The following is a 21,735-nucleotide window of genomic DNA, read 5'->3' on the forward strand; positions in this document are numbered from 1 at the left end:
GTGCCGTCCTGAGCCTCGGCTCAGTTCTTCGAAAACTGATGGACAAGCGCAGTGGCCTTGCCCACCCGATAGCTAGAAATTCATCGTAGTACTGTGAGAAATGGCGATGCACTGATTTTCATCTAAAAAGTACAGATTCGATCTTAGACTTGAGCGTTTGAATGGTGAATGGTTTAACGATGTAGTTGTTCGCCCCGGCAATCTTGGCCGCGATGACGTTCTCCACTCTCGACTCTGCCGTGACCATAATAAACGGTATAGTCTGCAGCCTTTGTTCGGCGCGGGCGTGGCGGAGTAGCTCGTAGCCGGTGATCGGTTGCATGTTCCAATCTGTGATCACCAATCCGTATTGACGGCCCTTAAGCCGCGCCAAAGCGGCGGCGCCGTCGGAGGCGTCATCAACGTCGCAGAACCCAATTTGCCTAAGCAGATTGCGGATGATGCGGATCATGGTCTGGTAGTCGTCCACGACCAGGACCGGCATGCTGAAGTCGAGGGTCATACGGGATCGCCACAGTGGGGCATTAGGCCTTTGAGCCTCTCTGTAGGATCAAATATGAAGCGAACGATGAACGGGCTCATGTTGGCCTGACCGGCTGGCTTTGGACCGAGCTGATTGAGAGGATCAGCCGGCGCAGGTCTCGCCAGTCCTGAGCGCTGCAGCGATCGCGAAGCTGCTGATCGCCGAGTCGATCGCCGCTTACCTGTGCCAAGCACCGTGTCGAACCTTCGCCGCAGATAGCGTCCACGACCTCGCCTGACGGAAGCAATTCAGGCAAACTCTCATGCGACGCTCGCTCGCGCTCCTCACCGCTCTAGCTACCCTCGCCTGCCTTCCCACGGTAGGGCTTGCTCAGAGCACACAAGAACCGGCCGGAAAGCCCGCTCAAGGCACGACATCTGCCGGCGAAGAAGCGGCATCAGCCGTCGACCCGGCGGTGCTCGATCGCTGCCGGCAACGGGCAGACAATCAGAAGCTCAAGGAAGGGCCGGAGCGGAAGGCTTTTATGGGGACCTGCGTAACGCCCGAGGACTGACGAGAGACGCCGTACGGCTTCTATTGCTACCTGTCAGATCCCGCTTCCGATGCACCGCCGGTCCATTGTTTAAGCTGGTAGCTATCAGCTATCGTTCATCGGTGCCGTTCTGCGCGAGCAAATCGACGGCGCGTTCGAACGCCTCGCCGAGCCCCCAGCCATTTGCGTCCGCAACTCGGATGAACGCCTCGATCGTCTCCGGCTTCAGTTTGAGGTTCAGCTGGGCAGTGCGGCCAGTCCGGCGGCGGCGCTGCTGCCGAGGTGTCGCCGGCGCCTGCTCGGTCCTGGCGGGTTCCCGGCTACGGAAGCCGGTCGCTTCGGCGGCCTGCCTCGTCACCTCGGGTGCAGGCTTGTCATCCCGGGGCTTTGGTTTGGCCCAGGCGGACGGATCGATGTCGTCAAGTTCGTCGCCAAAGCCTAGAGAGGCGCGTTCCTTGCCGGCCATCACGCTGCAGTCCTCGCGCTCGCTGCCTTCAGCTTCGAGACCACCTCCCCTGCGAACTCGCGAGCGTTTTGAATGGCCTTTTCGAGGTTGCTCGTCTGCGCTGCGGCCAACCCCGACAGTGTACCGCCGAAATCGAACAGGTCCTTGAAGGCAGCCCGCTCCACCACCGCCGTTTCGAACATCTCGATGCCGCCGGCCTGCAACTGCTCCTGCACGTTGCGCAAGGCACGGGACGTCACGGCCGCGCCGGTACGAGTGAGCAGGACCGCATGAGCAATCCGCCGCCGCGACAGCTTCTCCGAGTTGCGGATGAGGCGGATCGTCTTTGCCGCTCCCTTAGCATCCATGCTCGATCCCTGAGTGGGGATCACCACTAGGTCGGCCATGCCAATGGTATTGGCTACCAACAAGCTAGCCGTACCCTCTAAGTCAACGATCACGAAGGCCGCTTCGCGCTCCGCGCTATCGATCGCGTCTACGATGCTCTCCTCCGTCACGTCGCTGATGATCGTGACGTTCTCCGGCTTTCCGGGGAGCTTCGCCCATTGGCTGATCCAACGCTCCGGGTCAGCGTCGATGATGGTGACGGAAGCACCCTTTATGGCTAGCTCGGTCGCCAGCAGCAGCGCACTGGTCGATTTGCCGGAGCCTCCTTTCGGGTTGGCAAAGGCTATGACGGGCATGGTTCCTCCGATCTCGGACGCCGCACTCACCACGTCACGCGCAGGTTAACAGCTAGCTAGCAGACATCGTATGGTAGCTGGTAGCGCCTAGATAGCTAGCCAGTATCTTTGGCCTACTAAGTAGCCGCCTGCTAGCCTTAAGGTAACTGATAGCTACCGGCTAGCTATTGAGCCGATGCGCCGTTTCCGAGCCGAACGCTGGGTCCAGAACCCGTTGGATCTGCGCTGCCGACCATGCTCCGCTACGAGCTGCCGGGATGACTCGTGCATTCAGCACTGCTGCGATCTGGCGCAGAGAGATAGCACGCTCAGCCCTAGCGGCCGCAATCATCGGCGCAAGATCCTGAGCCCGCTGCTCCGCCCGATGTGTCTGCTGGGTCCGTCCACGTGCTTGGCCGGACTCACGATTGAAAGGGTTTACCGGCTTGCCCAGGCGCACACCACGAGCCTTGGCCGCTGCGAGGGCTGCCTTGGTCCGAGCGGAGATCATCTTGCGCTCGGCCTGCGCGACAACGGCCATGATGCCGACCACCAGCTCATTTGCCTCGGGAATATCGGCCGCAACGAACCGAACGCCGGCCTTCTGCAGGTTCAGGAGAAAGGCAGCGTCACGCGAAAGGCGGTCGAGCTTCGCAATGACCAGCGTTGCCCCATGCAGTCGGCAAAGCGCTAAGGCCTCGGATAGGCGAGGGCGGGCATCCCGGGATCCGCTCTCAACCTCGACCAGTTCGGCGACGTGTCTCCATGAACCACCTGCGAGGAAGTCGGCGACGGCTTGTCGTTGAGCTTCCAGTCCAAGGCCGGACCGACCCTGCCGTTCCGTCGAGACCCGCAGGTAAGAGACGAAACCCGTGTGAGCCATGCCGATTTTGCGGGGTGTCTCGTCCGATCGAATGGTCGTTCAACCGGTTGAAACACGCGCTCGCGATGACGCGGCGGACACACTGAGGCTTCCTCGAGGCCGCCTCGAACCCATCCCAGGATTATCCGCCGCGGACGCGGTAGGGTGTGCAAGGCCGGGCGATCCGTGATGATATGGCCGCCCGGCCAGTGCGATGGGTGGTTTAAGCGAGGGCGACGAGTCGAGGATAAGGGCTGCAGCCGTGGGCCCGCACATCGCGGAACCTCTTGTCGCCTGGGACGCCGGTTTGCGGCTTGAATGACCGGGTAGGGAAGGAGCACGCGAGCAGGTGTTAGCCTGCCGACACAGAACGGAAGCGCAGTGGTCACAGAGTGCTTCGCCTCTCGGGAACGAATGCCATGCTGCGTCAGCTCATTTGCTTCAGCGCGATGCTCGCCTGCTTCGCTCTGTCCACCACGGGCCAAGCCTCCGGACCACAGACCTCACAACCTCAAAAGATCGACGCGGGTTGGGCAGGAACGCTCGACGGCACGTGGCACTGGCGATTGCCGGACACGCCAAACGGTCTGCATCCTACCCAGAGCTGGCACGCGACCGGCTCCGCACCTGACGGCGGCATCTACATCGGTGGCATGGATCACAAGACGAACGCAGCCCTGTACCGCATCGACGCGCAGACGGGCACGCTGCGGTACGTCGGTGATGCGCGCTCCGCGTCGGAGGCCGCCCATAATTGGCTGCCCGGGGAGACCGCTCAGAAATTCCACACGCGGCCGCTCTGGCACAACGGCAAAATCTATGTCGCGACCATGGATCGCTCGGACCTCGACGCGGGCTACCTCGAACGGCGCGGCTTCCACTGGTACGCCTACGATCGCGCCCACGACAGCTTCGCGGATCTGAGCGCGTCCGAGCCCGGTGGAAGCGCGGTGCCTCATGGCAACCTCGTCACCTTGGCCTCCGACCCGGCCCGCAACGTCATCTACGGCGCAGGCGTGCCCACCGGTGCGATCTACCGCTACGACGTTGCGAGCGGACGAACTCAGGACCTCGGTCGTCCGACCTCATACAAGCAGCCCTACGTGTACACAGGCCGGGTGATGTGGGTGGACACCCATGGCCGCCTCTACTTCACGGCCAGCAACTGGGATGAACCATCAGCACACGACCACGTACACTACTATGATCCCGAGACCGGCTTCGGTAAGGAGAAGGACTGGCTGTTGAAGGATGGCCTGGCCTTAGAGACCGGCCAGTGCATGGACGGGGGCAAGTGGTGCGTGTTTGGCGACGACCGCGGCCACGTCTATCACTTCGATCAAGACGCGCATACGTGGACGTACCTGGGTCAGGTGGAAACAGGCAAGACGGCGGGTTGGGGCGGCGTCGAGTTCTGGCTATTTGCTGCAAGCCCTGACAGTAAGAGTGCCTACGTCGGCACTAGTACGTCCCCACGGCCAAGCGAAGATACGATGCTGTACCATTTCGATTTCGCGAGCGGCCGGACACAGCGGCTCTGTACTATGGCCGAACTCGATCCGGCATTGGAGCATCTGCATATTCATACCGGGTTCAATGCTTGGGACGCGGCTGGCCGCTTCTATTTCGCCAGCTTCGACGGAAGCCCCGAACATGGGGTCATTGTCACTCGCATCGATCCCGCTCGGTTTGAAGCGGGATTAGTCCGCAGCGCGGGGGTAGTAAGATAGACGAAATCTACTCGGCTCCGCCGCCCGATCCGGTCGCGAGTGGTGGAGACATGCTATGCCATGCCGCTTCAAAGCCAAACTCGGCAGGCCGGCCGCTACGTTGGTATGCGCGCGGTCAGCACCTTCAGGCCTGCCCCCGCAAACACCGAGGCGAAAGCTCCTTCGAACCAGCGCCGTAGTCGCACGTAACCACGCGATACCCGGCCGTTCGAGAACAACCACGCATAGAGGCTGAACGTCAGCGTGTTTTGTACGCCGATGGCCACAATCACGAGGACAAGGTCGAGGGGCGCGGTCTGGTGCGAGATACCAAGTGTATAGAGCGAGCCGAAGAACAGCACCGGCTTCGGGTTGGTAAGGTGCAGGGCCAGACCTTTAGCATAAGAGCGGGCGAACGAGGGTTCGAGCTTCGCCTGCACAGTGCGGGTAGAACCAAGGATCGCACTTCTCGCCGACTTGTAGGCCAAGAATAGGAGGTAGGCGGCACCGACGTAGCGCATCGCCTCAAACGCCCACGCGCTTGAGACCATGATCGCCGCGAGCCCTACGGCTGCTGCGACCGACCACGCAAGAGAGCCGGTTGCCACACCGAGGGCGAGAGCCAATCCGGCTCGCCGACCCGCCTGCATCGAGGTGTCCGCGATGGCCAGCGTCGCCGGACCAGGACTGGCGCTGGCGATCAAGGCAGCCGAAGATGAGGGGTAGGTTCAGGGACGCAAGCATGAAGGTCCGCTGTTTAACAGGCTGGTGTGGTGAGAGGCGTATCGCACCACCGGATCGACGTGGCCAAGGCCATCGAGCAGCATCCGCAGGCCAAAAAAAAACTGCTGGCCGACAAGGACACCGCGCCCGGGCCTGCGCCGCACGATGGTGAAGACGGCCGTCATCATGGGCTTCCCGGTTGAGAAGTGAACGGGGGGCCGGTCGGGTGCACCTTGTTAGGGAGAGGACGATGCGCTTCGTCGGAGTCTTTGTGGCAGTCGCCGTGCTGATGGTGCCGAACTCGTCCGAGGCAATCACCCCACTACCGTCTTGCTCTGCAGCCTTCGTGAAGCGGTGGGTCGAGCATGACCGTCGCGCCGAGATCCCGACGCCAGACCGCACATGCGTCATGCAGACGGAGACTGGCACCTACATCTGCGGCCAGAAGGGCTGCGCCCGAGCACCGTGATGTTGGCCGCCACCCTCAAGCTTGGGAGGGACGACGCCGACTCGGCTTCGGTCCCGGTCGGCCCGCGCTCAGATCGGCTATTCGGATCTGGCCCACGATCATGGCGGCTGCCTTGGTCGCGTAAGGGTAGGTCGATTGCTCGGAGAAGAGGCCGTCCGAAGACGACACGACCCAGCGGAAGCATCCTTGATGTGATGAGCAGGGCACCGCCGCGAGCCTATAGGTGCGGGACAAGGTGTGGGCTTTCTTGATCAGGCAAAGCGACGTGGTGGAAGGGCTCGATAGGAGCCCTCCCGTCTTACCGGCGAGCCGTTACATGCGGTTCATCATGCGCCTCTTCATCATCCGGCGCTTCATCATCTTCTTCCGCATCATGCGCTTCTTCATCATCATGCGCTCGCTGCTGGTCATGCGCACTTGGGTGATCCCCCGTTGGCCGGTTTGAAGACCGCTGGCGGACATCGGGGCAGCTGAAGCAGAACCGACACCCAGAGTGAGGCCACCAAGCAGGGTGGCGGCGGCAAGCGCGAACATCATCCTCTTCATGTGACGTCTCCTCACAAAGCACGGACTGATCGTCCGCATGGCTCATCAAAGCCCGCAACACGTGTCCATGTTCCTGAGTAAGAAGGAATTTCATGCTCTACACATCAAATGATGGATAGGCAAAACCTGCTTTTACGGATGGCCCAGCGAGAAAGTTTCACGCGCCAGACGACTTTCGACATGGAGCAAAAAATTTCGAGCCCGGCATGATTTCTCGATTATATACTAATCTACATTATTGGCGCGCTTGAACAGAGCGTCGCAGCCTCTCCCGCGGCGCCCACGATGTCGCCAAACTTGGGAGGTGCTCGTGATCCGCTCAGCTCAACCAGAATGCGATATCCCGCGTGAGATTACCCAGCGATCGCGCCGTGGCCTGCTCAAGACGGCCGGCATACTGGTCGCCTCAACGGCTTTCCTTGAGCTGAACCTCGCGGAAGCCTTCGCTCAGCGTGGCGCCACGCTCGCCGGCGGCTCGGTCGACCTCGGTCAGGGGGATTTCGCCGTCCTGAACTACGCCTACGCCCTGGAGCAGTTGGAGGCCGCCTTCTACACCCAGGTGCTGCAGCAACCCTATCGCGGCTTCAATCCGTCCGACGAGCAGAGCCTCACCGGCATCCAGAGCCACGAGGTCGCCCACCGCGAGTTCTTCCGCTCCGCGCTCGGCGGCAACGCCATCCCGGACCTGCAGGTCGACTTCGGCCGGGTCAACTTCGCCAGCCGCCAGAGCGTGCTCGGCACCGCCCGCACCTTCGAGGATCTCGGGGTCGCCGCCTATAACGGCGCCGGCCAGCTCCTGCGCAACCCGGACTTCCTGGCCAAGGCCGGCTCGATCGTCTCGGTCGAGGCGCGCCACGCCGCCACGATCCGCGACATGCTCAACCCGTACAGCGCGGCGTTCGCCGGCAACGACATCGTGGACGGCAACGGCTTGGACCGTGCGCTCGTGCCGTCGCAGGTGCTGCCCAAGGTGGTGCCGTTCGTCCTCACCCCGGTCAGCGCGAGCCAGCTGCCGTGATCGCCGAGTCGATGCTCGCACCCGCCACAGAGGACGCCGCCATGACCGCATCCATGCCTGCCACGCCCACGCTGATCGAGACCCTCGACCCCGACCTCACCGCCCGGATGACCTCGCGCCGGGGCCTGTTCACCCGCGCCGCCGGCACGCTCGGCGCGCTCGCCAGCGCACCGACGGTACTAGCGGTCGCCACCACCAAGGTCTTCGCGCAGGGCTTGCCGGGACAGGTCGTCGACGTGCTCCGGTTCGCTTTGACACTGGAGTACCTGGAGGCGGAATTCTACCGCACGGGCTTGGCTACCCGTGGGCTCATCCCAGCCCGTTACCGGCCTGTGTTCACGCAGCTCGCCCGCCATGAAGCCGAGCACGTGCGACTCCTGCTGGGTGTGCTCGGCGGTGCCGCGATCCCGTCGCCGGCCTTCGACTTCACGGCTAAGGGCAAGTACCCGGACGTGTTCGCGAACTTCGACACGTTCACGACGTTGTCGAGTACGTTCGAGGATCTCGGGGTGGCGGCGTACAAGGGTCAGGCCGGCAATCTGCAGGGCACGCCGGTGCTGACGACGGCGCTGCAGATCCACTCCGTCGAAGCGCGGCACGCCGCGGAGGTGCGGCGGGTGCGCGGTTTCGTCGGCTGGGACGGCGCCTTCGACGCGCCGCTGACCAAGGCGGCGGTGTTGGCTGCGGCCGCGCCATTCCTGGCTGGAAGTGCCTGAAAGCGCTGCGCGTTTGTGACGTTAGGACGGCGCGATGGGGCGATGCGTCGACCGATCTCGTCCTCGATGCTTTGGTGGCGCGGCATCAACCGCGTCGCGCAGCTTCTGAAACTATCAAGCCGATGTCTCCGTTCTTCGAGGGTGTGGTCAACCCCGGCGGCGCAACGGTCGGAGCTATCTGTGGCACGTACCTCTCTCTTGATCCTCGCGGCTGGTTTGGCGGCGGCCGCTCTGAGCCCGGCCGACGCTGCGACGAAGAAGGTGCGCGTGCCGAACCGGTACGACGGTTCTTGGACCATCGTTGCGACTACGGCTCAGGGACCCTGCTCGGCCAGAACGAGTTATCAGGTGAAGATCAAGGACAGTGATGCCTCGATCCCCGGCGAGGAGATCGACATCGATGGCGGGGTTTCGGCCAGCGGCTCCGTGCAGGCCATGATCAACAAGGGTTCGAACAGAGTGCCGATTGCCGGTAGCCTAACTGCGAAGGGCAGCGGTAGCGGCACATGGCGCACATCCGGTGGCCTAGCGGAGTGTAGCGGCAGCTGGAGTGCAAAGCGGGCAAGCTGATGGGCGATGACCCCGAAGCTGCACATGAGCGCGCCGTGATCCAGCACATAATACGTCGCCTCGATCGGTCCGCCCGTGGTGTCGGTCTGGACGAGGCGACCACACGCCAGGTCGTCGAGAAGGTCGTGGCCGACATGCCGCTGGCACAGGACGATGATCGCTTGGCGCTGGCCCGCAACTGGATGCTGATCGCGTCGGCTTAAGCGCAGCCGCCGAGCCGCTCGACCGATCTCTCAACTTCCGAACGACCGAACAATATCGCTCACGCTGTGCCTGTTATGCGTTGCTAGCAGGGCCGTAATGTCAGCCATTCTTCGAGTCTCAAGTTGCATTCGCTCCTAAGTGCCCACATTTCGTGTGCCTCAATGCCGTTGGGATCAGCGAAGTGACTCAAAAAACCTTAGATCGCCTGCCGGATATAACCGAACTGGCCAGTGAGATTGTTGCCGCGTATGTCTCGAATAATTCCGTCCCCGTCGCTGAGCTTCCGAAGCTGATCCAAGGCGTGCACGGCGCGATATCCACTTTGGTCTCGGGCGGCGCATCCGAGGCAGCCATTTCGACTGACGAGATCGAGAGGCCGGCAGCCGCCCAGATCCGCAAGTCGGTCCGGCCCGACGGCATCGTCAGCTTCATCGACGGCAAGACCTACAAGACGCTCAAGCGCCACCTGACCAGCCACGGCCTCGACCCGAAGAGCTATCGAGACCGCTACGGCCTGCCGGTCGACTACCCGATGGTCGCCCCCAGCTACGCCGAGCAGCGCTCCGCCCTCGCCAAGGCCATCGGCCTCGGCGTCCCAGGGGCACGCCGGTCAGCATAGGAACGGTGCGAACCGCACGATCGCTCCAGCAGGGCGTAGGGCCGCCACATGCGAGGGCCGGCCGCACGTGTCGGTCCAGCTCAGTTGGACGACCTGAGCGCTCGGCGCTGTGATCGCGGGCGTCTCGACCAGCTTCGTGGCGCGGCGCTTGGCGGCGCCGATCCAGCGCACGACCCAGTGTTCGCGTCCGCGGCGTGAGGCCGGCGGTTGCTCAGGCTTGGACCAGCGCTGGGCCGGCCGGCCGTCGCCGTGTTTGGCTAGAGACATAATGATCCCCTTTCTGGGGCTTCAGAAGTCTCTTTATAGCGTAGCCGTAACCTACGCCGCATCCTCCATACAGGGTAAGCTGCACAGGTTAGGCGGTCTCGACCAGCCACCGCACCAACCGGCGCACTGCAAGCGGCGCTGAATTGCTCCACCGATTATGCGTCATACCGGTGCCGGCGGACGGCAGCGCAGTGTCACCAGCAGGACGATGATCAAGAACCCGAATTGCGAAGCGAAGATTGATGGCGCTTGGCGAACGGTATCGCTGGTCGAGGCGCACGAGCGGTGTCGCGATGCCCTGAAGCGCTGCCCCGCCTGCCACGGACGTGAGCGGATCTATAGCCATCACCTGCGGCCGCACCGGCCCGTGATGCGGCACGACGAGCCACACAATGGCTGCCCGCTGATTGTCGCGACCTATCTCGGAACGCCATCGCCACATCCGCAGGCGATCGACTGACCGCCGTCACGAAGCCAACATCTACGGCTGATGAAGCAGGGGAGCTCCTGCTGCCGGGCATCGGTGTCTCTTCACAAACCGTAAACGCGCCGCCGCTATCACAGAGCTGTGATGCTCCAGTATTGCGATGGGTCGGTGCGATGCCTCAGCTGTTACGGCGGTTTATACGCGACGAGACTGGCGCCACTGCAATAGAATACGGTATAATCGCCGCCCTAATTGCGATCGCCATTATTGCCTCGTTAAGGCTCGTGGGCGGGCGACTTGCCGCGAAATTCACCGCGATCTCCAGCAACCTGAATTGAAGCGTGCTCCACACGATGGGTGCCGGCGAACCATCAACCGCCGAGCGCGTTGCCGACTCTTCAACGGCAAGGAACGCGACATGAAGATGATCTCCGCAACCGTCCTCGGAGTGGCTCTACTAAGCGGCGTAGCTCCAGCCATTGCGCAGCCCTACGGCGGCCGCGACTATGGCTACGATCGCGGCGACTACGGCACCCGTGACAGGGGCAACGGAGATCGAGGTTACGGAGACCGTGACCGCCGCGATTACGACCGCGACTATGACCGGGGCTCGCGAGGTGGGCGGGGCGACTACGCTTTCAACGAGGAAGAGTATTTGCGCTGCAATCCAGACGTGCGCCGGGCGGTCATAGGTCGAGCAATCAAGTCCGGGCTGGAACACTACCGGAAGGTCGGCATGGCGGAAGGCCGGAAGTTGACCTGCAATTAGAGCGCGACTGCACGGTGTCAGCAAAGCAGGCCACAAAGAAGCCCGCCACGGCGAACCGGGCGGGCGGAAGGTTGCCACGCCCCCGAGATGGAAGGGAGAGGCGCGATATCAAACGTATCAGCGCCGCAGACATAGGAGCGCCCACCACGATGACAGATCGGGCGGGCTCTCAGCCTCAGAGCAAGGTGTCACCGCGTGCCCTGGGGCTGGCTGCTGCGTAGCAGCGACCGGGCCATCATGAAGATGCTCCGCGCAAGTTCCCGTCATCGCGCCCTAAATCTATTTCGTCCGCATTGGAAAAGAGGCTTTTTGGGGTCGCGTAGATGGGCGCGCTACCCAGCGAGTGCCCCTATTCCGAATAAAAATGGGGCCGCTTTTTATGTGCCGCCTCGCGGCAGGTCGGTAGGCGGGAAGTAGGCGCCGGCAGCGCGCAAGGCTTCCAGCATCGCATCCAACTGCGAGATGGTGACCACCGGCTCACCCGGACTGCCCTCGGCTCGTGCCACGACACTCAGAGGCACCTTGGCGCGCTTGGCCAACTCCGCAGGTGTCCAGCCGATTGAGATGCGCGCCTTGAAAAGATGCGAGCCCGTGATCACCCCTTGCGCTCCTAGTGCGCCTCTCTTGCGCTCGACTTGCCAACCACTCCCCTACGTAGGGTCAATCGTGTCGTGCGACTACGAAATAGATAGCGATGCCAATGCCGATGATGAGAGCTAGCGTAGTGACCGCGAGCCACAAGTAGCTACTGATCACGTGTGCAACCCCCAGTGCCCAGGGCTTTGTTTCAATCCGCTCTGTTCTACGCGATCAACTCCGGTTTGACATTCATGACGCAGGCCATGAGGCCGTGAGCAGCGTCGCAACCGCGGCGGCGACCAGACAATCCCCCATGGCATACTCAACGCCCGCAGCTTCAAGCGCTCGCGCCGAGCCGACGAAGACGAGGGCGACACCCATCGCAGATAAGCGGCGGCCTATCACCCCTCGACCTTCCGCCGCAGTTTCACGCCTGGCTCGCCGCCATTGGTGAACTCGACACCTGCAACCTGGAATGCAGCCTCAAGCGCGTGGAGCGTTGCTGTTTTCGTGGACAGCAGAGGGCCGTCCAACTTCTCAAGCCGCTTCACGGTCTCGACCGAGACCCCGGCCTTCTCGGCGACGGTCGACTGCTCCCATCGGATCAGCGCTCGCGCGGCTCGTAGCTGCTCAGCCGTCAACACAAATACACCTCAGGAGTATGGCGATACCTGACAGATTTTGACACTTCAGGAAAGCCGCATTACACTCAGAGTTCTTCACATGCCACCCTGAGGGCCAAGCCTATGTCTCCCCGCACTGATCGGGCCCCACGTAAGGGGGGGCGGATCATGGAGGCGGTTTGGTCCTATCTCTGCCGGCGCGAAGCGGCTCAACCTGTGATCCGGGGGGCCGTAGGATGGAACAGCGCCGATCATCACCCAGACGTAGACGCCGTTGGCGCGGCGCAGGCGAACGCGCAGGCTGTACTCGCTCTGCTGGTCGCGAGCCTCGCGCAGGAACGTGACCGCGGCCTGATAGTCCTCAGGGTGCATGCACCTGAACCAGCCGTGCTCGACGGCTTCAGCCGCTGGCTGGCCCGTGTAGGCGGTCCACTCGGGGCTGACGTAGGTCACGCCGCCGTCCGCCTTGGCGACGAAGATCATCCTAGACACTCCTCAGCCTCGGCCTCACAACAGGCTGAAGCCCAGCATTCAGCTTCAGACCAGCGAGGCCAACTGGAGCGATACCAGTATATTTCAACTAAGCTCGGTGGTAGCCGCCACTGGTGGTTGTGGAACCTTAAACTGCCCGCTGACATTTTTGTGGCGTCATGACAAAAAGTGATGAGCCAGCTTGGGCGAGTCTGCGCCGACTCGCCGACGTTCTAGGCGTACCTGTCGAACAATTCTTCATCGAGCAGCCGCCGGCCGGACAATTCACGAGTGCGGACGAGTGCCTGCGCCTATGGTCCGAGATCAGAACGGAGGAGGGCCGACGGCAGGCTTTGGAGGCCCTGCGGGTGATCGCAGGACAGGAGCCGACGTAGCGTTCTGCTCCCGAACGTTGCTCAACGCATCAAGCGGAGCATCTGCTTCAGCGGCGTGACAGCCGGATCATGCTGCTTCGCGCATCGGGTTTGGTTTCGACCACCTGCTTTCGCCTCGTAAAGGGCCTCGTCTGCTAGGCGATAGAGACCCGCGAACGCACTGGCCTCCTTGGTGCTCGGCATGGCAGCCGCGAGCCCAATGCTGACAGTCACGGCCCCAGCGCCGATGCCGGCTGAACCAACGGCCAGCATCGACACCTCGGCATGAACCTTCTCGGCGATACGATGAGCCCCAGCCTGGTCTGTGTCCGGCAGGAGAAGGGCGAACTCCTCGCCGCCGACGCGACAGACGAGGTCTGCTGGACGGTGCACGCTGGCCGAAAGGCAGCGCGCCAGGCCCTGCAGCACCTCGTCCCCCACCTGGTGGCCATAGCGGTCGTTGAAGCGCTTGAAGTGGTCGGCGTCGACGATCAGCAGCGACATGGGCTTCCCGCCGCGCTGAGCGGCTCCCCAGCTCTGCGACCCAGCTTTCTCAAAGGCCCGGCGGTTCGGCAGCCCCGTCAAGGCGTCGGTCAGCGACAGCCGTTCAAGTTCCGCCTGCATGGCTTCGCGGCGGCGCAACTCGCGTCCGAACAGCAGCGACAGCGCGATCGTGAGCCCGCATAGCACCAGCACGATGCCGCCGATCACGAGCGCCTTCGCCCGCCACTCGGCTTCGATCTCAGCCGTCGAGAGGGCGACGTTGAGGATCAGCGGAAGGTCGCCGACCTGGCTGAAGCGGTAGTGCCGCTCGACGCCGTCCCGGACTGAGGTGTGAACGAAGCTGCCGCTGCGCTCGCGTGTGAAGCCCTGGAAGGTAGGGGCCCCGGCGATGTTCACGCCGATGTCGGCCTCCGCGAAGGGCTGACGCATGATTCGCGTGCCGTCACGCAAGTACAGGTTGATCGCGCCGTCATGGCCGAGGTCGATCTGGCTGAAGAGGCGCGTGAAGTAAGACAGCTTCACGCTGCCGAGAACGACACCGCCGAAGGTGCCATCGGGCTTGTTGATGCGACGGCTGAACGGGAGCATCCGCTCTCCGGTCAGGCGTGAGATGATCGGCCGACCGATGTAGAGCCCGAGCCCAGCGCGCGCTTTGTGGACCTGGAAGTACTCGCGGTCGATGTAGTTGCCCTTGCGCGGGGGGACGGCATCGATGTCGGCGACGATGTCGCCGTGCTCGTCGATGACGATCATCACACCCATGTCGCGGGCAGTTGCGGCACGGTCGAACAGTATGAGCTGACGCAGCTCCGGTGCCAGCCCCGGCAGACCTGGCGTCCTGAGATTGTCGACGGCTGCTTGGATCGAGAGATCGTACATCTCGACGTTACGGGCGATGTCACGCTCCAGGACCTGCACGAGGTTCTTGGAGGTCTGCTCGGCTCGATCCCAAGCATCCCGCCGCAACTCGAGCAGCATCAGGCCGGATGCCGCGAGCATGCCGACCGGTGCCAAGACACCGAGCGTGATCCAGGTGCGGGCAAAACGGAATGGGCGCGCCAGTCGCTGTAGCGGAGGCATCGGACACCTCGCGGTTACGCCCACACCGGTGTGACTATGGCATCCCGTCCCTTAATCGGTTCCTTCACCTCACGCGCAGATCAGCTGCAGGTGCTTACCACGGCGGTCCACCTCCACAGCCCATGCCGAAGCAGGCGTAGGCCGGAGCCGGCGTGACCGACAAAGTGACAGCCGTGCCAGTCGCGAGCAGTGTACCGACGAGGATGAGGTGGGCCAGGGTCCGCATGGCGTTCGGTCTGCTGCCCCAGCGCCAGCCCCTCACCCGTCGAGAGCTGCCCGAGCGACAGCATGGACGGCGACGCCGACCACGAGGACAGCGGGGACGACGAGCCGTCGCTGGCGGCGCCTGAGAACATCACCGGCTCGCAGGTCGTCTACATGCGGGGCGGCGATCAGGACTGGACTTGTTACGGTTTAATGGAGAGCGGTTTGGTGGGTGAAGCCCCTCTCGAACTGGATAGGGCTGGTGTAGCCCAGCGCCGAGTGACGGCGGCGGGGATTGTAGAAGCCATCGATGTAATGGGCCAGCGCGACGGTGGCCTCGGCTCGTGTCTGGAACGCGGTGCGCCAGACCAACTCGCTCATCAGCGTCTTGAAGAACGTCTCGACCATCGCGTTGTCGAAGCAATTTCCCTTGCCAGACATCGAAATCACGATGCCATGTCCTCGTAGTTCTGCCTGATGCTTGTTCGAACAATACTGACTGCCGCGGTCGGAATGATGGAGCAGATCTGATCCGGGCTGCCGGACGACGAGGGCTCGTCGCAGCGCGGTCAGCGCGAGTTCCTTGTGAAGACGGTCGCTCGCCGCCCAGCCCACGAGCCGTCGAGAGTACAGGTCGAGGACCACCGCCAGGTACAGCCAACCCTCCCGCGTCCAGATGTAGGAGATGTCGCTTCCCCACTTGCGATCCGGCCCGGCCGCCGTGAAGTCCTGGTCGAGGTAGTGGGGCGCGATCGGGAAGGCGTGGCCGCTGTCCGTGGTGCGCCGGAAGCGGCGCGGCTGGCGAGCCTTGAGCCCGTTCTCCCGCATCAGCCGGGCCACGCGTCTTCGGCCTGCCGCCAAACCCTGCTCACGCAACTCGTGGGTCATGCGTGGGCTGCCGTACGTCTCATGCGAGAGCGTGAAGGCGGATCGGACATGGGCAAGCAGCACGAGGTCCTCGCGCTGCCGCCTCGAGGCCGGACGGCTTTTCCAGGCAAAGTAGCCGCTCGGACTGACGTCGAGGACTTTGCACAGGCGCGCGACCGGGAAGTCCTTCTTCGCCGCGTCGATGAGCTGGAACCTGATCGACGTCCCTCGTTGACGAAAAAAGCCGTGGCCCGCTTCAGGATCTCCCGCTCCTGGCGTAGCACCTCGTTCTCGCGCCGCAGGCGCTTGAGCTCGGCGGCCATGTCCTCCTGCCGATCGGCCGGCGGATGGTCCATCTCCCGCTCACGTCGACCGTCGATCCAGTTGCGCAGCGTCGAGAGCCCGACGCCGAGATCGGCGGCGACCTCCCGGCGGGACCGCCCGCTCGTCGGCGCCAATCGCACCGCCTCTGCGCGAAACTCAGGAGTAAAGGTTTGCTTCCGGTCTGCCATCGGAACCCTCCTCCTTCAGGAAAAGAGCTCTCCACTTTTGCGGAGCAAGTCCACGGCGAGCCACGGCAGGTGGCTGAGATCCTGCCCTGGCGCGGGCGGGGGAACATCGTGGCCGCCGTGGGCGTAGCGCTCCTCGACCTCGCCAAGGTGCGCTGATGCCTACTGCACTACCGATCCGATTAGCGACCGCCGAAGCGGCCCGGCGCCTCTCGTGGCCCGCGACGGCGCGGCTCCTGATCCTGCTGCTGCGTGTGCGCTGGTTGAACCGCCAGCTGGTTGTGGCCCACCAGCGCGTTGACCGTCTCAGCCTCGACGTAGCCGGTCCTGACCTGCTGCTGACCGCCCGACGCTGGTTGGCCACCCACCAGGCCATCGCGGCTCTGCTCGGGCGTCCCGAGCCGGATCACGTCACGCAAGTGCGGGCGACGCTGCGGCATTGGGATCCTTCGCCAGAGCGACAGCACCTGCGTGGTTGACGGAGCGGCCACCTAGGGAGAGGTTCTAGGTGGGGGCGGCTACGGAGTTAGCCACCATGAGCGATTTCAGTCACGTCCTGAACTGGAAGCTTCTCCAGGGCTCGCACCCATTCCCTGGTCCAGAAGGAGGCACCTGCATCAACGAGGCGGCGGTGGTGGCGTGTGGCTTCCCGTACCAGAGCATCGGTTCAGTCAAAGCCATGCCGGACTGCTTCTCGCGTCCGATCTGCCAGCTCGCTATGCTATTGAACGACAATGCTACGGATGCGCAGCGACAGCATCTGATGCCGTTCGTGATGCGGCTCGCGTGCGCAGATAGCTCGGCGGTCGAGCGGGAGCGGGCTAACTACATCAGCGCGCGAATTAGAATTGATCCGTTCACGCTCACTCCTCTCGACTTTGATCGAGGACTTGTCGTCTTAGAAGAAGTACTCGCAATCGGCCGACAGGCAGATCCGCTTGGCCTGGACGAAGCGGCGAGCCGATTGGACGCAGCACGAGGACCCGCTATCCCGAGAAAGCGACGCGCGAGCTTCCTTCCGACAAAGGTGAAGGGGTGGTTGGGCTTAAAGCAGGCGCTTGAGAGCGCGGAGTGATTATCCGCCCAACTGGATCGTATAGGCTGGCGAGGGCCGACAATTACACTTGATCTGCTCGGCACGACCCTTGCCCCTGTCCTGTGCCGCCTGTCTCAACGTGATGTGCGGTCAGGCTGCCCGGCTCGGACCCCGACTGTAGTGACCAGCCGAGGGCGTTTTCTCCTTTCGCGCCTCATCCGGGCTGGGTGGCTTTTCTCAATCAGGAGACGTGCAGCAGCCGCTCCGCCTCCGGCTCAATCTTCTCGCGGTTGAGCCGAGCCTTCATCAGCTTGCTTGGCACGAAGTGGATGTGCGTCTTGGCCGGCACCTGCACGCTGGCGCCGGAACGCGGGTTGCGAGCAATCCGGGCTTTGGTTTCTCGAACGGAGAAGGCGCCGAACCCGCGCAGTTCCACCCGGTCGCCATTCGTCAGCGCGGCAACCATTCTGTCGAGGATGGCATCCACCACCCGCTCGACATCCCGTGCGTACAGGTGCGGGTTCTGCTCGGCGATGCGGGCGACGAGTTCGGACCGGATCATGGCGACGCTTGGTTCAGCGCGGCTTTGCCTGTCCACCGGGCGCCCAACCGTGCGCCTGGACTGCCTTGACGATCTTGCCCTGCATTTCGGGCATCACCGACTGCATCCACTGCTGCATGCCCGTCAGCTGAGCCTGAGCCAGTTGTGGCTGAGCTGCCGCGAGGTGCTTTCCGGCCGGAGTGGCGTAAAAGGCGGCGATGGCCTGGAGATCGTCCTTCCCCAGCACCGAGGCGAAGCCGCGAGCTTGGATGTCCAGCAACTCGTCGTAGTGCTCCGTCAGGGTCGGCAGCACCACCTCTTGGACCAGCACTTGCGCCTTATCCGGCTCCTTGATGCCGATCTGCTGCATCATGCCGACCATCGGTGCCGCCATTGAACTGAGCGTCGCGGCACGATCGCCCTGCATCTGAGCTACCGTGTCGCGTGCGACCTTCAGGAGAGCGGGATCGGGTGCCGCAGCGGGGGCGGGCTTCTGGGCCGGTTGGGCCATTAACGCGCCCGGTAGCGCGGTTCCGAGACACAGGCCGATGAGCAGGGTCGAGAGGCGCATGGTCGCTCCGATCGGGGAGCCGCGCCGATCAGTCCCTCGCGGCCAGGAGGCTTGCTACCCCACTTTCGGAGCGGATCAATGACAGCGCGGCAGCCCTAAGTAACAGAAGGCCGGCTCAGACTTGTCCAGGTTGGCATCCATAGGGCGGCACCGCTCGCGGAAAGCGTTCTTTGATGCGGGCGCAGCCCCACGAGCGGGGCGGCTCAGGCAGGCGTCGGTTCACCTCGATCCCGAACTCGTCGTAGGGCGACGCGCCGGCGGTGACGTAGCTGTTCCAACGCCAGCCCATCGTACCGAGGCCGGCGAGTGCGATACCGATGGCGACCGACACAGCCAGTCCGACGCGGGATTGCGGCCACCGCCCCTCATTCGCCATGCCCGGACATACCCCTTAGCGTTGACTTAACGGTGCGCCCCGGCCGAGATGGGCGGTCACGGCCATGCTCGCCTCGGCGAGTCGCGGCCGCCATTCAGGAGACCATCGCCGCGAGATAGACCCTAAAAAGCCAACAGCCCCTTCCCGGCAAGGAAGAGGCTGCTGAAAACCTGGGGCCTTGTGAGGCCGTTCACCGACTCCTCACAAGCCACACGACCCCCTCGGGAGTCAAGACGGAACCCGCTTCCGTCAACGGGAAGGCTTTGCTTGGATCCTAGCCGCGGCCCGTGAGGGACCGGGACTGATGACCTATGCTGAGGAGATCCGCCGACAGGCGGAGACGGCCCCGCGCGCCGCGCTGCCGGCTATCACGGCTGCGCTGTGGAAGGCCTACGGCGAAGGGAAGGTGACGGAGGCCGAGGCCGAGAAGCTGTCCGTTCTGATTGAGGCGCAGCGTCAAACCCATGTTACAGCCGCCTGGTCAAAGCCCGAACAGGGCTCGAACCCCTCGGCAACCTCACCAATCCAAGTTGGGATCGCTTCCGGAGCTGTAGGGTCGCCCAGGAGGACCGTTGGCTCGCGCCCACGCACGGATCCTCGATGGAGCGTCATCGCCGCTGGGCGGCCTCTGGGCGGCTCCCACCGGCCATCGCGGTGCGGTTCACGCTGGCAGAGCAGGCGGTCCTCGCCTTGGTGGCCGCTGAGACCGCCCGCCGGAAGGACTGCCGGCTGTCGATCGAGAACATGGCCGCGGTGGCCGGCGTGTGCCGCTCGACCGTGAAGAACGCCATCCGCGAGGCCCGGCAGTTCGGGCTCCTGACCGTCGAGGAGCGCCAGATTACTGGCTTCCGCAACGACACCAACGTGCTCCGGATCATCTCGCCGGAGTGGCAGGGCTGGATCCGGCTCACTCGAAAGCCTGCAAGGCAGTCCCATGATGGGGATACCGTGGCAGGACCCCCTCCGCGAAGAGAGGGCCATCACGGCCCCACCTCTCAAGGGGGAGGGGGCAAAACCGTAACCAGCACGCCTACTGAGGTTCCAGTTCTGGGGAAAACGAGGCCAGCGGAACCAAACGAAGGCTGCCGGAGGGCATTGGGCGACCTTGACTGAAGCGACTCCGTGAGAATTCTCGCGGGTGGTAGAGGCGGCCGAGCCATGCGCTGAGGGTCTACGGTCGGACGATAGAACGAACGCAATCGAAACCAATCTGACGTAGTTGGCTTCAGATCGTTCCAGCGCAAAACCTCAGCGCTATCAGGCTATTTACGACCGTGCTCGACGAGACCTTGCTGGGCGACATCTATGAGGCTGCTCATATTCCAGAGGCGTGGCCAGCGCTGCTCGATCGCCTATCGCAGATGACGGGCGCTTGGGGTGGCATGCTCTTTACAGCCACGCCTGAAGCGACGCGCTGGACCGCCTCGGAGGCTACAACCCCGTTTTTCGATGCATTCCTGGCCGCTGGCTGGATGGCGGCAAACCCCTTGGTCGAGCGCGGGGTTCGGCGCGATCATGCGGGGTTTCTGACCGACCTCGATCTCTTCACCGATGAGGAACTCGACCAGGAGCCCATGTACGCCGACATGCGACGCCTCGGAGGCGGCTGGCATCTCGGGACCGCCATCGCGGTTCCGAACGGTGACACCCTCGTGGTCAACATCGAGCGCCGCCACGGACAAGGCCCCTTTTCCCGAGCCCAAGCCGAGCACCTCGACACTTACCGCCCGCACCTCGCCCGTGCGGCACTCCTGGCGGCGCGGTACAGTCAATTGCGGTTCGAGGCCACGGTCGGCGATTTGGAAGCCCTTGGACTAGCGGCGGCCGCCCTATCGTTCAGCGGCAGGATCCTGGCGGCGAACGATCGCTTCGTGAGACATATGCCGGCTTTGTTTCAGGATGGGCCGACTGGACTGGTCATTTCCCATCCACCAGCTGACGCTAGCCTGCGCACGATCTTGGACAATGGGCGCATTGCGCCAAACGCGATGCAAGGCGCCTCGATACCGCTGCCGGCAGGGATCAACGGTCAAGCGGCGATCGTTCACCTCGTCCCCGTCCTCGGGAACGCGCGCGACGTCTTCGCGCGGACCGCTTGCCTCGCCGTGGTCACGCCTCTCGACGCTGATCGTGTGCCGGATGCACGGCTCGTCCAAGGACTGTTTGATCTGACGCCAGCCGAAGCTCGCATCGCTCGCGACGTCGCGCGAGGCCTGAATGTCCCGACGCTCGCCGAACAGACAGGTGTGTCGGCCAACACGGTGCGCTCGCAGCTCAAGGCCGTGTTCGCCAAAACTGGGACGGGGCGCCAGTCGGAACTGGCTGCGCTGCTTAACGGGATCGTCCTGCTCTCTGGGGCAGGCTGATTGAGCGTGAGCGTCGGCGGCGGTGGTGTTCTCAACACCGCAGAGCTGCGGCTCTCGGCCAATCAGTGCATGCGGCGCGATCCGGTGTTGGCCCTAATCCAGTTGGGCGCCAGAATGTCGCCGTTCTCGGTGATGATCCAGGGCTTCGCGTTTTCCGCGTCGATTACCTCGGCCGCTGCGGCCAGAGCCGCGCGCAGGGTCGAGAAGCTGCGAGCGTCGGCGACATGGGCCGGTGTATGGCCGGGCCACACGGTGAGTTCAGCAGGCTTATCGAGATCGGAGAGCGTCATCGGTTCGCTGGGGCTCGTGGCGGGGCCGGGCTTATGCCGCGGGGCTGAGGTCGCTGGTACCGGGTCAGGCGCTTATGGCCCGGGGAGTGGCTATGCGTGGGTCCGCATTGCCAGGAGGATCAGGCGGTCCTCGGTCCCGGCCGGGGAACACGCACCTCGACCATCTGTCCGGTGAGCAGATTGAGGATCTGCATGGCTGCGTATCTCCGGTGGGTGTGCCGGTAGAACGTCGCCACATCGCGGTAGGATCGAGGCGACCCGAGCAATTGCGCTGAGTTGGTGAACCGTTCGTTTACTCTGG

General features: G+C 63.6%; 30 protein-coding genes. 13 read left to right on the forward strand and 17 right to left on the reverse strand.

Annotated elements, in window-relative coordinates; genetic code table 11:
- Window positions 1-118: 118 nt before the first annotated feature.
- The 4 genes from ACLBX9_RS10210 to ACLBX9_RS10225 form a co-directional block, all read right to left on the reverse strand.
- A complete protein-coding gene (locus tag ACLBX9_RS10210; RefSeq protein ID WP_447718861.1) occupies window positions 119-502 on the reverse strand; it encodes a response regulator in 384 nt (127 codons plus the stop codon).
- A gap of 623 nt (window positions 503-1,125) precedes the next feature.
- Window positions 1,126-1,482 carry a stability/partitioning determinant gene (locus ACLBX9_RS10215; RefSeq protein ID WP_447718862.1) on the reverse strand — a complete coding sequence of 119 codons (357 nt, stop codon included), beginning with the start codon at window positions 1,480-1,482 and terminating at the stop codon, window positions 1,126-1,128.
- Window positions 1,482-2,165: a ParA family protein gene (locus ACLBX9_RS10220; protein ID WP_447718863.1), complete on the reverse strand. Its 684-nt coding sequence runs from the start codon at window positions 2,163-2,165 to the stop codon at window positions 1,482-1,484. Before ACLBX9_RS10220 ends, ACLBX9_RS10215 begins: the two co-directional genes overlap by 1 nt.
- 160 nt (window positions 2,166-2,325) lie before the next feature.
- A complete protein-coding gene (locus ACLBX9_RS10225) occupies window positions 2,326-3,027 on the reverse strand; it encodes a recombinase family protein (protein ID WP_447718864.1) in 702 nt (233 codons plus the stop codon).
- A 398-nt stretch (window positions 3,028-3,425) separates the two neighbouring features.
- Between ACLBX9_RS10225 and ACLBX9_RS10230 the strand changes: the two genes are divergently transcribed.
- Window positions 3,426-4,736, forward strand: a complete 1,311-nt coding sequence (locus ACLBX9_RS10230) for a hypothetical protein (RefSeq protein ID WP_447718865.1) — start codon at window positions 3,426-3,428, stop codon at window positions 4,734-4,736.
- A gap of 95 nt (window positions 4,737-4,831) precedes the next feature.
- Here the strand turns inward: ACLBX9_RS10230 and ACLBX9_RS10235 are convergent, their stop codons facing one another.
- On the reverse strand, window positions 4,832-5,365 hold the full coding sequence (locus tag ACLBX9_RS10235; RefSeq protein WP_447718890.1) for a LysE family translocator: 534 nt from the start codon (window positions 5,363-5,365) through the stop codon (window positions 4,832-4,834).
- 153 nt (window positions 5,366-5,518) lie between these two features.
- Here ACLBX9_RS10235 and ACLBX9_RS10240 point away from each other — a divergent pair, with 153 nt between their 5' ends.
- The gene (locus ACLBX9_RS10240) at window positions 5,519-5,641 is read left to right on the forward strand and encodes a hypothetical protein (protein ID WP_447718866.1); all 123 of its coding nucleotides are present in this window, start codon (window positions 5,519-5,521) and stop codon (window positions 5,639-5,641) included.
- A gap of 578 nt (window positions 5,642-6,219) precedes the next feature.
- Here ACLBX9_RS10240 and ACLBX9_RS10245 read toward each other — a convergent pair.
- Window positions 6,220-6,453: a hypothetical protein gene (locus tag ACLBX9_RS10245; RefSeq protein WP_447718867.1), complete on the reverse strand. Its 234-nt coding sequence runs from the start codon at window positions 6,451-6,453 to the stop codon at window positions 6,220-6,222.
- Window positions 6,454-6,763: 310 nt separating this feature from the next.
- Here ACLBX9_RS10245 and ACLBX9_RS10250 point away from each other — a divergent pair, with 310 nt between their 5' ends.
- The 8 genes from ACLBX9_RS10250 to ACLBX9_RS10285 all read left to right on the forward strand — a co-directional run bounded on the left by ACLBX9_RS10250 (window position 6,764) and on the right by ACLBX9_RS10285 (window position 11,043).
- Window positions 6,764-7,471: a ferritin-like domain-containing protein gene (locus ACLBX9_RS10250; protein WP_447718868.1), complete on the forward strand. Its 708-nt coding sequence runs from the start codon at window positions 6,764-6,766 to the stop codon at window positions 7,469-7,471.
- Between the two features lie 41 nt (window positions 7,472-7,512).
- Window positions 7,513-8,187: a ferritin-like domain-containing protein gene (locus tag ACLBX9_RS10255; RefSeq protein WP_447718869.1), complete on the forward strand. Its 675-nt coding sequence runs from the start codon at window positions 7,513-7,515 to the stop codon at window positions 8,185-8,187.
- Between the two features lie 348 nt (window positions 8,188-8,535).
- Complete coding sequence (locus ACLBX9_RS10260; RefSeq protein ID WP_447718870.1) at window positions 8,536-8,757, forward strand: hypothetical protein; 222 nt, start codon at window positions 8,536-8,538, stop codon at window positions 8,755-8,757.
- Complete coding sequence (locus ACLBX9_RS10265; RefSeq protein ID WP_447718871.1) at window positions 8,757-8,960, forward strand: hypothetical protein; 204 nt, start codon at window positions 8,757-8,759, stop codon at window positions 8,958-8,960. The genes ACLBX9_RS10260 and ACLBX9_RS10265 overlap by 1 nt, the downstream gene beginning before the upstream one ends.
- A gap of 182 nt (window positions 8,961-9,142) precedes the next feature.
- On the forward strand, window positions 9,143-9,580 hold the full coding sequence (locus tag ACLBX9_RS10270; protein ID WP_447718872.1) for a MucR family transcriptional regulator: 438 nt from the start codon (window positions 9,143-9,145) through the stop codon (window positions 9,578-9,580).
- A 475-nt stretch (window positions 9,581-10,055) separates the two neighbouring features.
- Complete coding sequence (locus ACLBX9_RS10275) at window positions 10,056-10,307, forward strand: hypothetical protein (RefSeq protein ID WP_447718873.1); 252 nt, start codon at window positions 10,056-10,058, stop codon at window positions 10,305-10,307.
- 140 nt (window positions 10,308-10,447) lie between these two features.
- Window positions 10,448-10,612: a Flp family type IVb pilin gene (locus tag ACLBX9_RS10280; protein WP_447718874.1), complete on the forward strand. Its 165-nt coding sequence runs from the start codon at window positions 10,448-10,450 to the stop codon at window positions 10,610-10,612.
- Between the two features lie 80 nt (window positions 10,613-10,692).
- Window positions 10,693-11,043: a hypothetical protein gene (locus ACLBX9_RS10285; protein WP_447718875.1), complete on the forward strand. Its 351-nt coding sequence runs from the start codon at window positions 10,693-10,695 to the stop codon at window positions 11,041-11,043.
- Window positions 11,044-11,420: 377 nt separating this feature from the next.
- Here the strand turns inward: ACLBX9_RS10285 and ACLBX9_RS10290 are convergent, their stop codons facing one another.
- The 6 genes from ACLBX9_RS10290 to ACLBX9_RS10315 form a co-directional block, all read right to left on the reverse strand.
- A complete protein-coding gene (locus tag ACLBX9_RS10290) occupies window positions 11,421-11,642 on the reverse strand; it encodes a helix-turn-helix domain-containing protein (RefSeq protein ID WP_447718876.1) in 222 nt (73 codons plus the stop codon).
- A gap of 381 nt (window positions 11,643-12,023) precedes the next feature.
- A complete protein-coding gene (locus ACLBX9_RS10295; RefSeq protein ID WP_447718877.1) occupies window positions 12,024-12,266 on the reverse strand; it encodes a transcriptional regulator in 243 nt (80 codons plus the stop codon).
- A 75-nt stretch (window positions 12,267-12,341) separates the two neighbouring features.
- Window positions 12,342-12,728 carry a PAS domain-containing protein gene (locus ACLBX9_RS10300; RefSeq protein ID WP_447718878.1) on the reverse strand — a complete coding sequence of 129 codons (387 nt, stop codon included), beginning with the start codon at window positions 12,726-12,728 and terminating at the stop codon, window positions 12,342-12,344.
- Between the two features lie 404 nt (window positions 12,729-13,132).
- Entirely contained in the window at window positions 13,133-14,674 is a 1,542-nt protein-coding gene (locus tag ACLBX9_RS10305) for a sensor domain-containing diguanylate cyclase (protein ID WP_447718879.1), read from the reverse strand.
- Window positions 14,675-15,088: 414 nt separating this feature from the next.
- Window positions 15,089-16,257, reverse strand: a protein-coding gene (locus tag ACLBX9_RS10310) for an IS3 family transposase (RefSeq protein WP_447718880.1) whose coding sequence is annotated in 2 segments (ribosomal slippage) — window positions 15,089-15,990 and window positions 15,990-16,257 — 1,170 coding nt in all. Because the reading frame shifts where the segments join, the coding sequence is not laid out codon by codon here.
- A 179-nt stretch (window positions 16,258-16,436) separates the two neighbouring features.
- Complete coding sequence (locus tag ACLBX9_RS10315) at window positions 16,437-16,673, reverse strand: hypothetical protein (RefSeq protein WP_447718881.1); 237 nt, start codon at window positions 16,671-16,673, stop codon at window positions 16,437-16,439.
- A 116-nt stretch (window positions 16,674-16,789) separates the two neighbouring features.
- On the opposite strand from ACLBX9_RS10315, the gene ACLBX9_RS10320 reads away from it, so the two are divergent.
- Window positions 16,790-17,329: a hypothetical protein gene (locus ACLBX9_RS10320; RefSeq protein ID WP_447718882.1), complete on the forward strand. Its 540-nt coding sequence runs from the start codon at window positions 16,790-16,792 to the stop codon at window positions 17,327-17,329.
- Window positions 17,330-17,531: 202 nt separating this feature from the next.
- Here ACLBX9_RS10320 and ACLBX9_RS10325 read toward each other — a convergent pair whose 3' ends face one another.
- From ACLBX9_RS10325 to ACLBX9_RS10335, 3 genes are all read right to left on the reverse strand, one after another.
- Window positions 17,532-17,852, reverse strand: a complete 321-nt coding sequence (locus ACLBX9_RS10325; protein ID WP_447718883.1) for an HU family DNA-binding protein — start codon at window positions 17,850-17,852, stop codon at window positions 17,532-17,534.
- Between the two features lie 13 nt (window positions 17,853-17,865).
- Window positions 17,866-18,402, reverse strand: a complete 537-nt coding sequence (locus ACLBX9_RS10330; RefSeq protein ID WP_447718884.1) for a DUF2059 domain-containing protein — start codon at window positions 18,400-18,402, stop codon at window positions 17,866-17,868.
- Between the two features lie 115 nt (window positions 18,403-18,517).
- A complete protein-coding gene (locus ACLBX9_RS10335) occupies window positions 18,518-18,733 on the reverse strand; it encodes a hypothetical protein (protein ID WP_447718885.1) in 216 nt (71 codons plus the stop codon).
- A gap of 645 nt (window positions 18,734-19,378) precedes the next feature.
- On the opposite strand from ACLBX9_RS10335, the gene ACLBX9_RS10340 reads away from it, so the two are divergent.
- Both ACLBX9_RS10340 and ACLBX9_RS10345 read left to right on the forward strand, forming a co-directional pair.
- Window positions 19,379-19,891 carry a hypothetical protein gene (locus ACLBX9_RS10340; protein ID WP_447718886.1) on the forward strand — a complete coding sequence of 171 codons (513 nt, stop codon included), beginning with the start codon at window positions 19,379-19,381 and terminating at the stop codon, window positions 19,889-19,891.
- 161 nt (window positions 19,892-20,052) lie between these two features.
- Window positions 20,053-21,144: a helix-turn-helix transcriptional regulator gene (locus tag ACLBX9_RS10345; RefSeq protein WP_447718887.1), complete on the forward strand. Its 1,092-nt coding sequence runs from the start codon at window positions 20,053-20,055 to the stop codon at window positions 21,142-21,144.
- 62 nt (window positions 21,145-21,206) lie between these two features.
- Here the strand turns inward: ACLBX9_RS10345 and ACLBX9_RS10350 are convergent, their stop codons facing one another.
- Together ACLBX9_RS10350 and ACLBX9_RS10355 are read right to left on the reverse strand one after the other, a co-directional pair.
- Window positions 21,207-21,434, reverse strand: a complete 228-nt coding sequence (locus ACLBX9_RS10350) for a hypothetical protein (protein ID WP_447718888.1) — start codon at window positions 21,432-21,434, stop codon at window positions 21,207-21,209.
- 119 nt (window positions 21,435-21,553) lie between these two features.
- A partial coding sequence (locus ACLBX9_RS10355) for a hypothetical protein (protein ID WP_447718889.1) occupies window positions 21,554-21,735 on the reverse strand: 182 nt, incomplete at its 5' end.

Source organism: Methylobacterium sp. A49B, from assembly GCF_053346215.1.

Bases quoted from the DNA above. Each gene is read 5' to 3' on its own strand.
- ACLBX9_RS10210 (WP_447718861.1), bottom strand. From the start codon at position 502: ATGACCCTCGACTTCAGCATGCCGGTCCTGGTCGTGGACGACTACCAG.
- ACLBX9_RS10215 (WP_447718862.1), bottom strand. From the start codon at position 1,482: ATGGCCGGCAAGGAACGCGCCTCTCTAGGCTTTGGCGACGAACTTGAC.
- ACLBX9_RS10220 (WP_447718863.1), bottom strand. From the start codon at position 2,165: ATGCCCGTCATAGCCTTTGCCAACCCGAAAGGAGGCTCCGGCAAATCG.
- ACLBX9_RS10225 (WP_447718864.1), bottom strand. From the start codon at position 3,027: ATGGCTCACACGGGTTTCGTCTCTTACCTGCGGGTCTCGACGGAACGG.
- ACLBX9_RS10230 (WP_447718865.1), top strand. From the start codon at position 3,426: ATGCTGCGTCAGCTCATTTGCTTCAGCGCGATGCTCGCCTGCTTCGCT.
- ACLBX9_RS10235 (WP_447718890.1), bottom strand. From the start codon at position 5,365: ATGCAGGCGGGTCGGCGAGCCGGATTGGCTCTCGCCCTCGGTGTGGCA.
- ACLBX9_RS10245 (WP_447718867.1), bottom strand. From the start codon at position 6,453: ATGAAGAGGATGATGTTCGCGCTTGCCGCCGCCACCCTGCTTGGTGGC.
- ACLBX9_RS10255 (WP_447718869.1), top strand. From the start codon at position 7,513: ATGACCGCATCCATGCCTGCCACGCCCACGCTGATCGAGACCCTCGAC.
- ACLBX9_RS10265 (WP_447718871.1), top strand. From the start codon at position 8,757: ATGGGCGATGACCCCGAAGCTGCACATGAGCGCGCCGTGATCCAGCAC.
- ACLBX9_RS10275 (WP_447718873.1), top strand. From the start codon at position 10,056: ATGATCAAGAACCCGAATTGCGAAGCGAAGATTGATGGCGCTTGGCGA.
- ACLBX9_RS10280 (WP_447718874.1), top strand. From the start codon at position 10,448: ATGCCTCAGCTGTTACGGCGGTTTATACGCGACGAGACTGGCGCCACT.
- ACLBX9_RS10285 (WP_447718875.1), top strand. From the start codon at position 10,693: ATGAAGATGATCTCCGCAACCGTCCTCGGAGTGGCTCTACTAAGCGGC.
- ACLBX9_RS10300 (WP_447718878.1), bottom strand. From the start codon at position 12,728: ATGATCTTCGTCGCCAAGGCGGACGGCGGCGTGACCTACGTCAGCCCC.
- ACLBX9_RS10305 (WP_447718879.1), bottom strand. From the start codon at position 14,674: ATGCCTCCGCTACAGCGACTGGCGCGCCCATTCCGTTTTGCCCGCACC.
- ACLBX9_RS10320 (WP_447718882.1), top strand. From the start codon at position 16,790: ATGAGCGATTTCAGTCACGTCCTGAACTGGAAGCTTCTCCAGGGCTCG.
- ACLBX9_RS10325 (WP_447718883.1), bottom strand. From the start codon at position 17,852: ATGATCCGGTCCGAACTCGTCGCCCGCATCGCCGAGCAGAACCCGCAC.
- ACLBX9_RS10330 (WP_447718884.1), bottom strand. From the start codon at position 18,402: ATGCGCCTCTCGACCCTGCTCATCGGCCTGTGTCTCGGAACCGCGCTA.
- ACLBX9_RS10340 (WP_447718886.1), top strand. From the start codon at position 19,379: ATGGAGCGTCATCGCCGCTGGGCGGCCTCTGGGCGGCTCCCACCGGCC.
- ACLBX9_RS10350 (WP_447718888.1), bottom strand. From the start codon at position 21,434: ATGACGCTCTCCGATCTCGATAAGCCTGCTGAACTCACCGTGTGGCCC.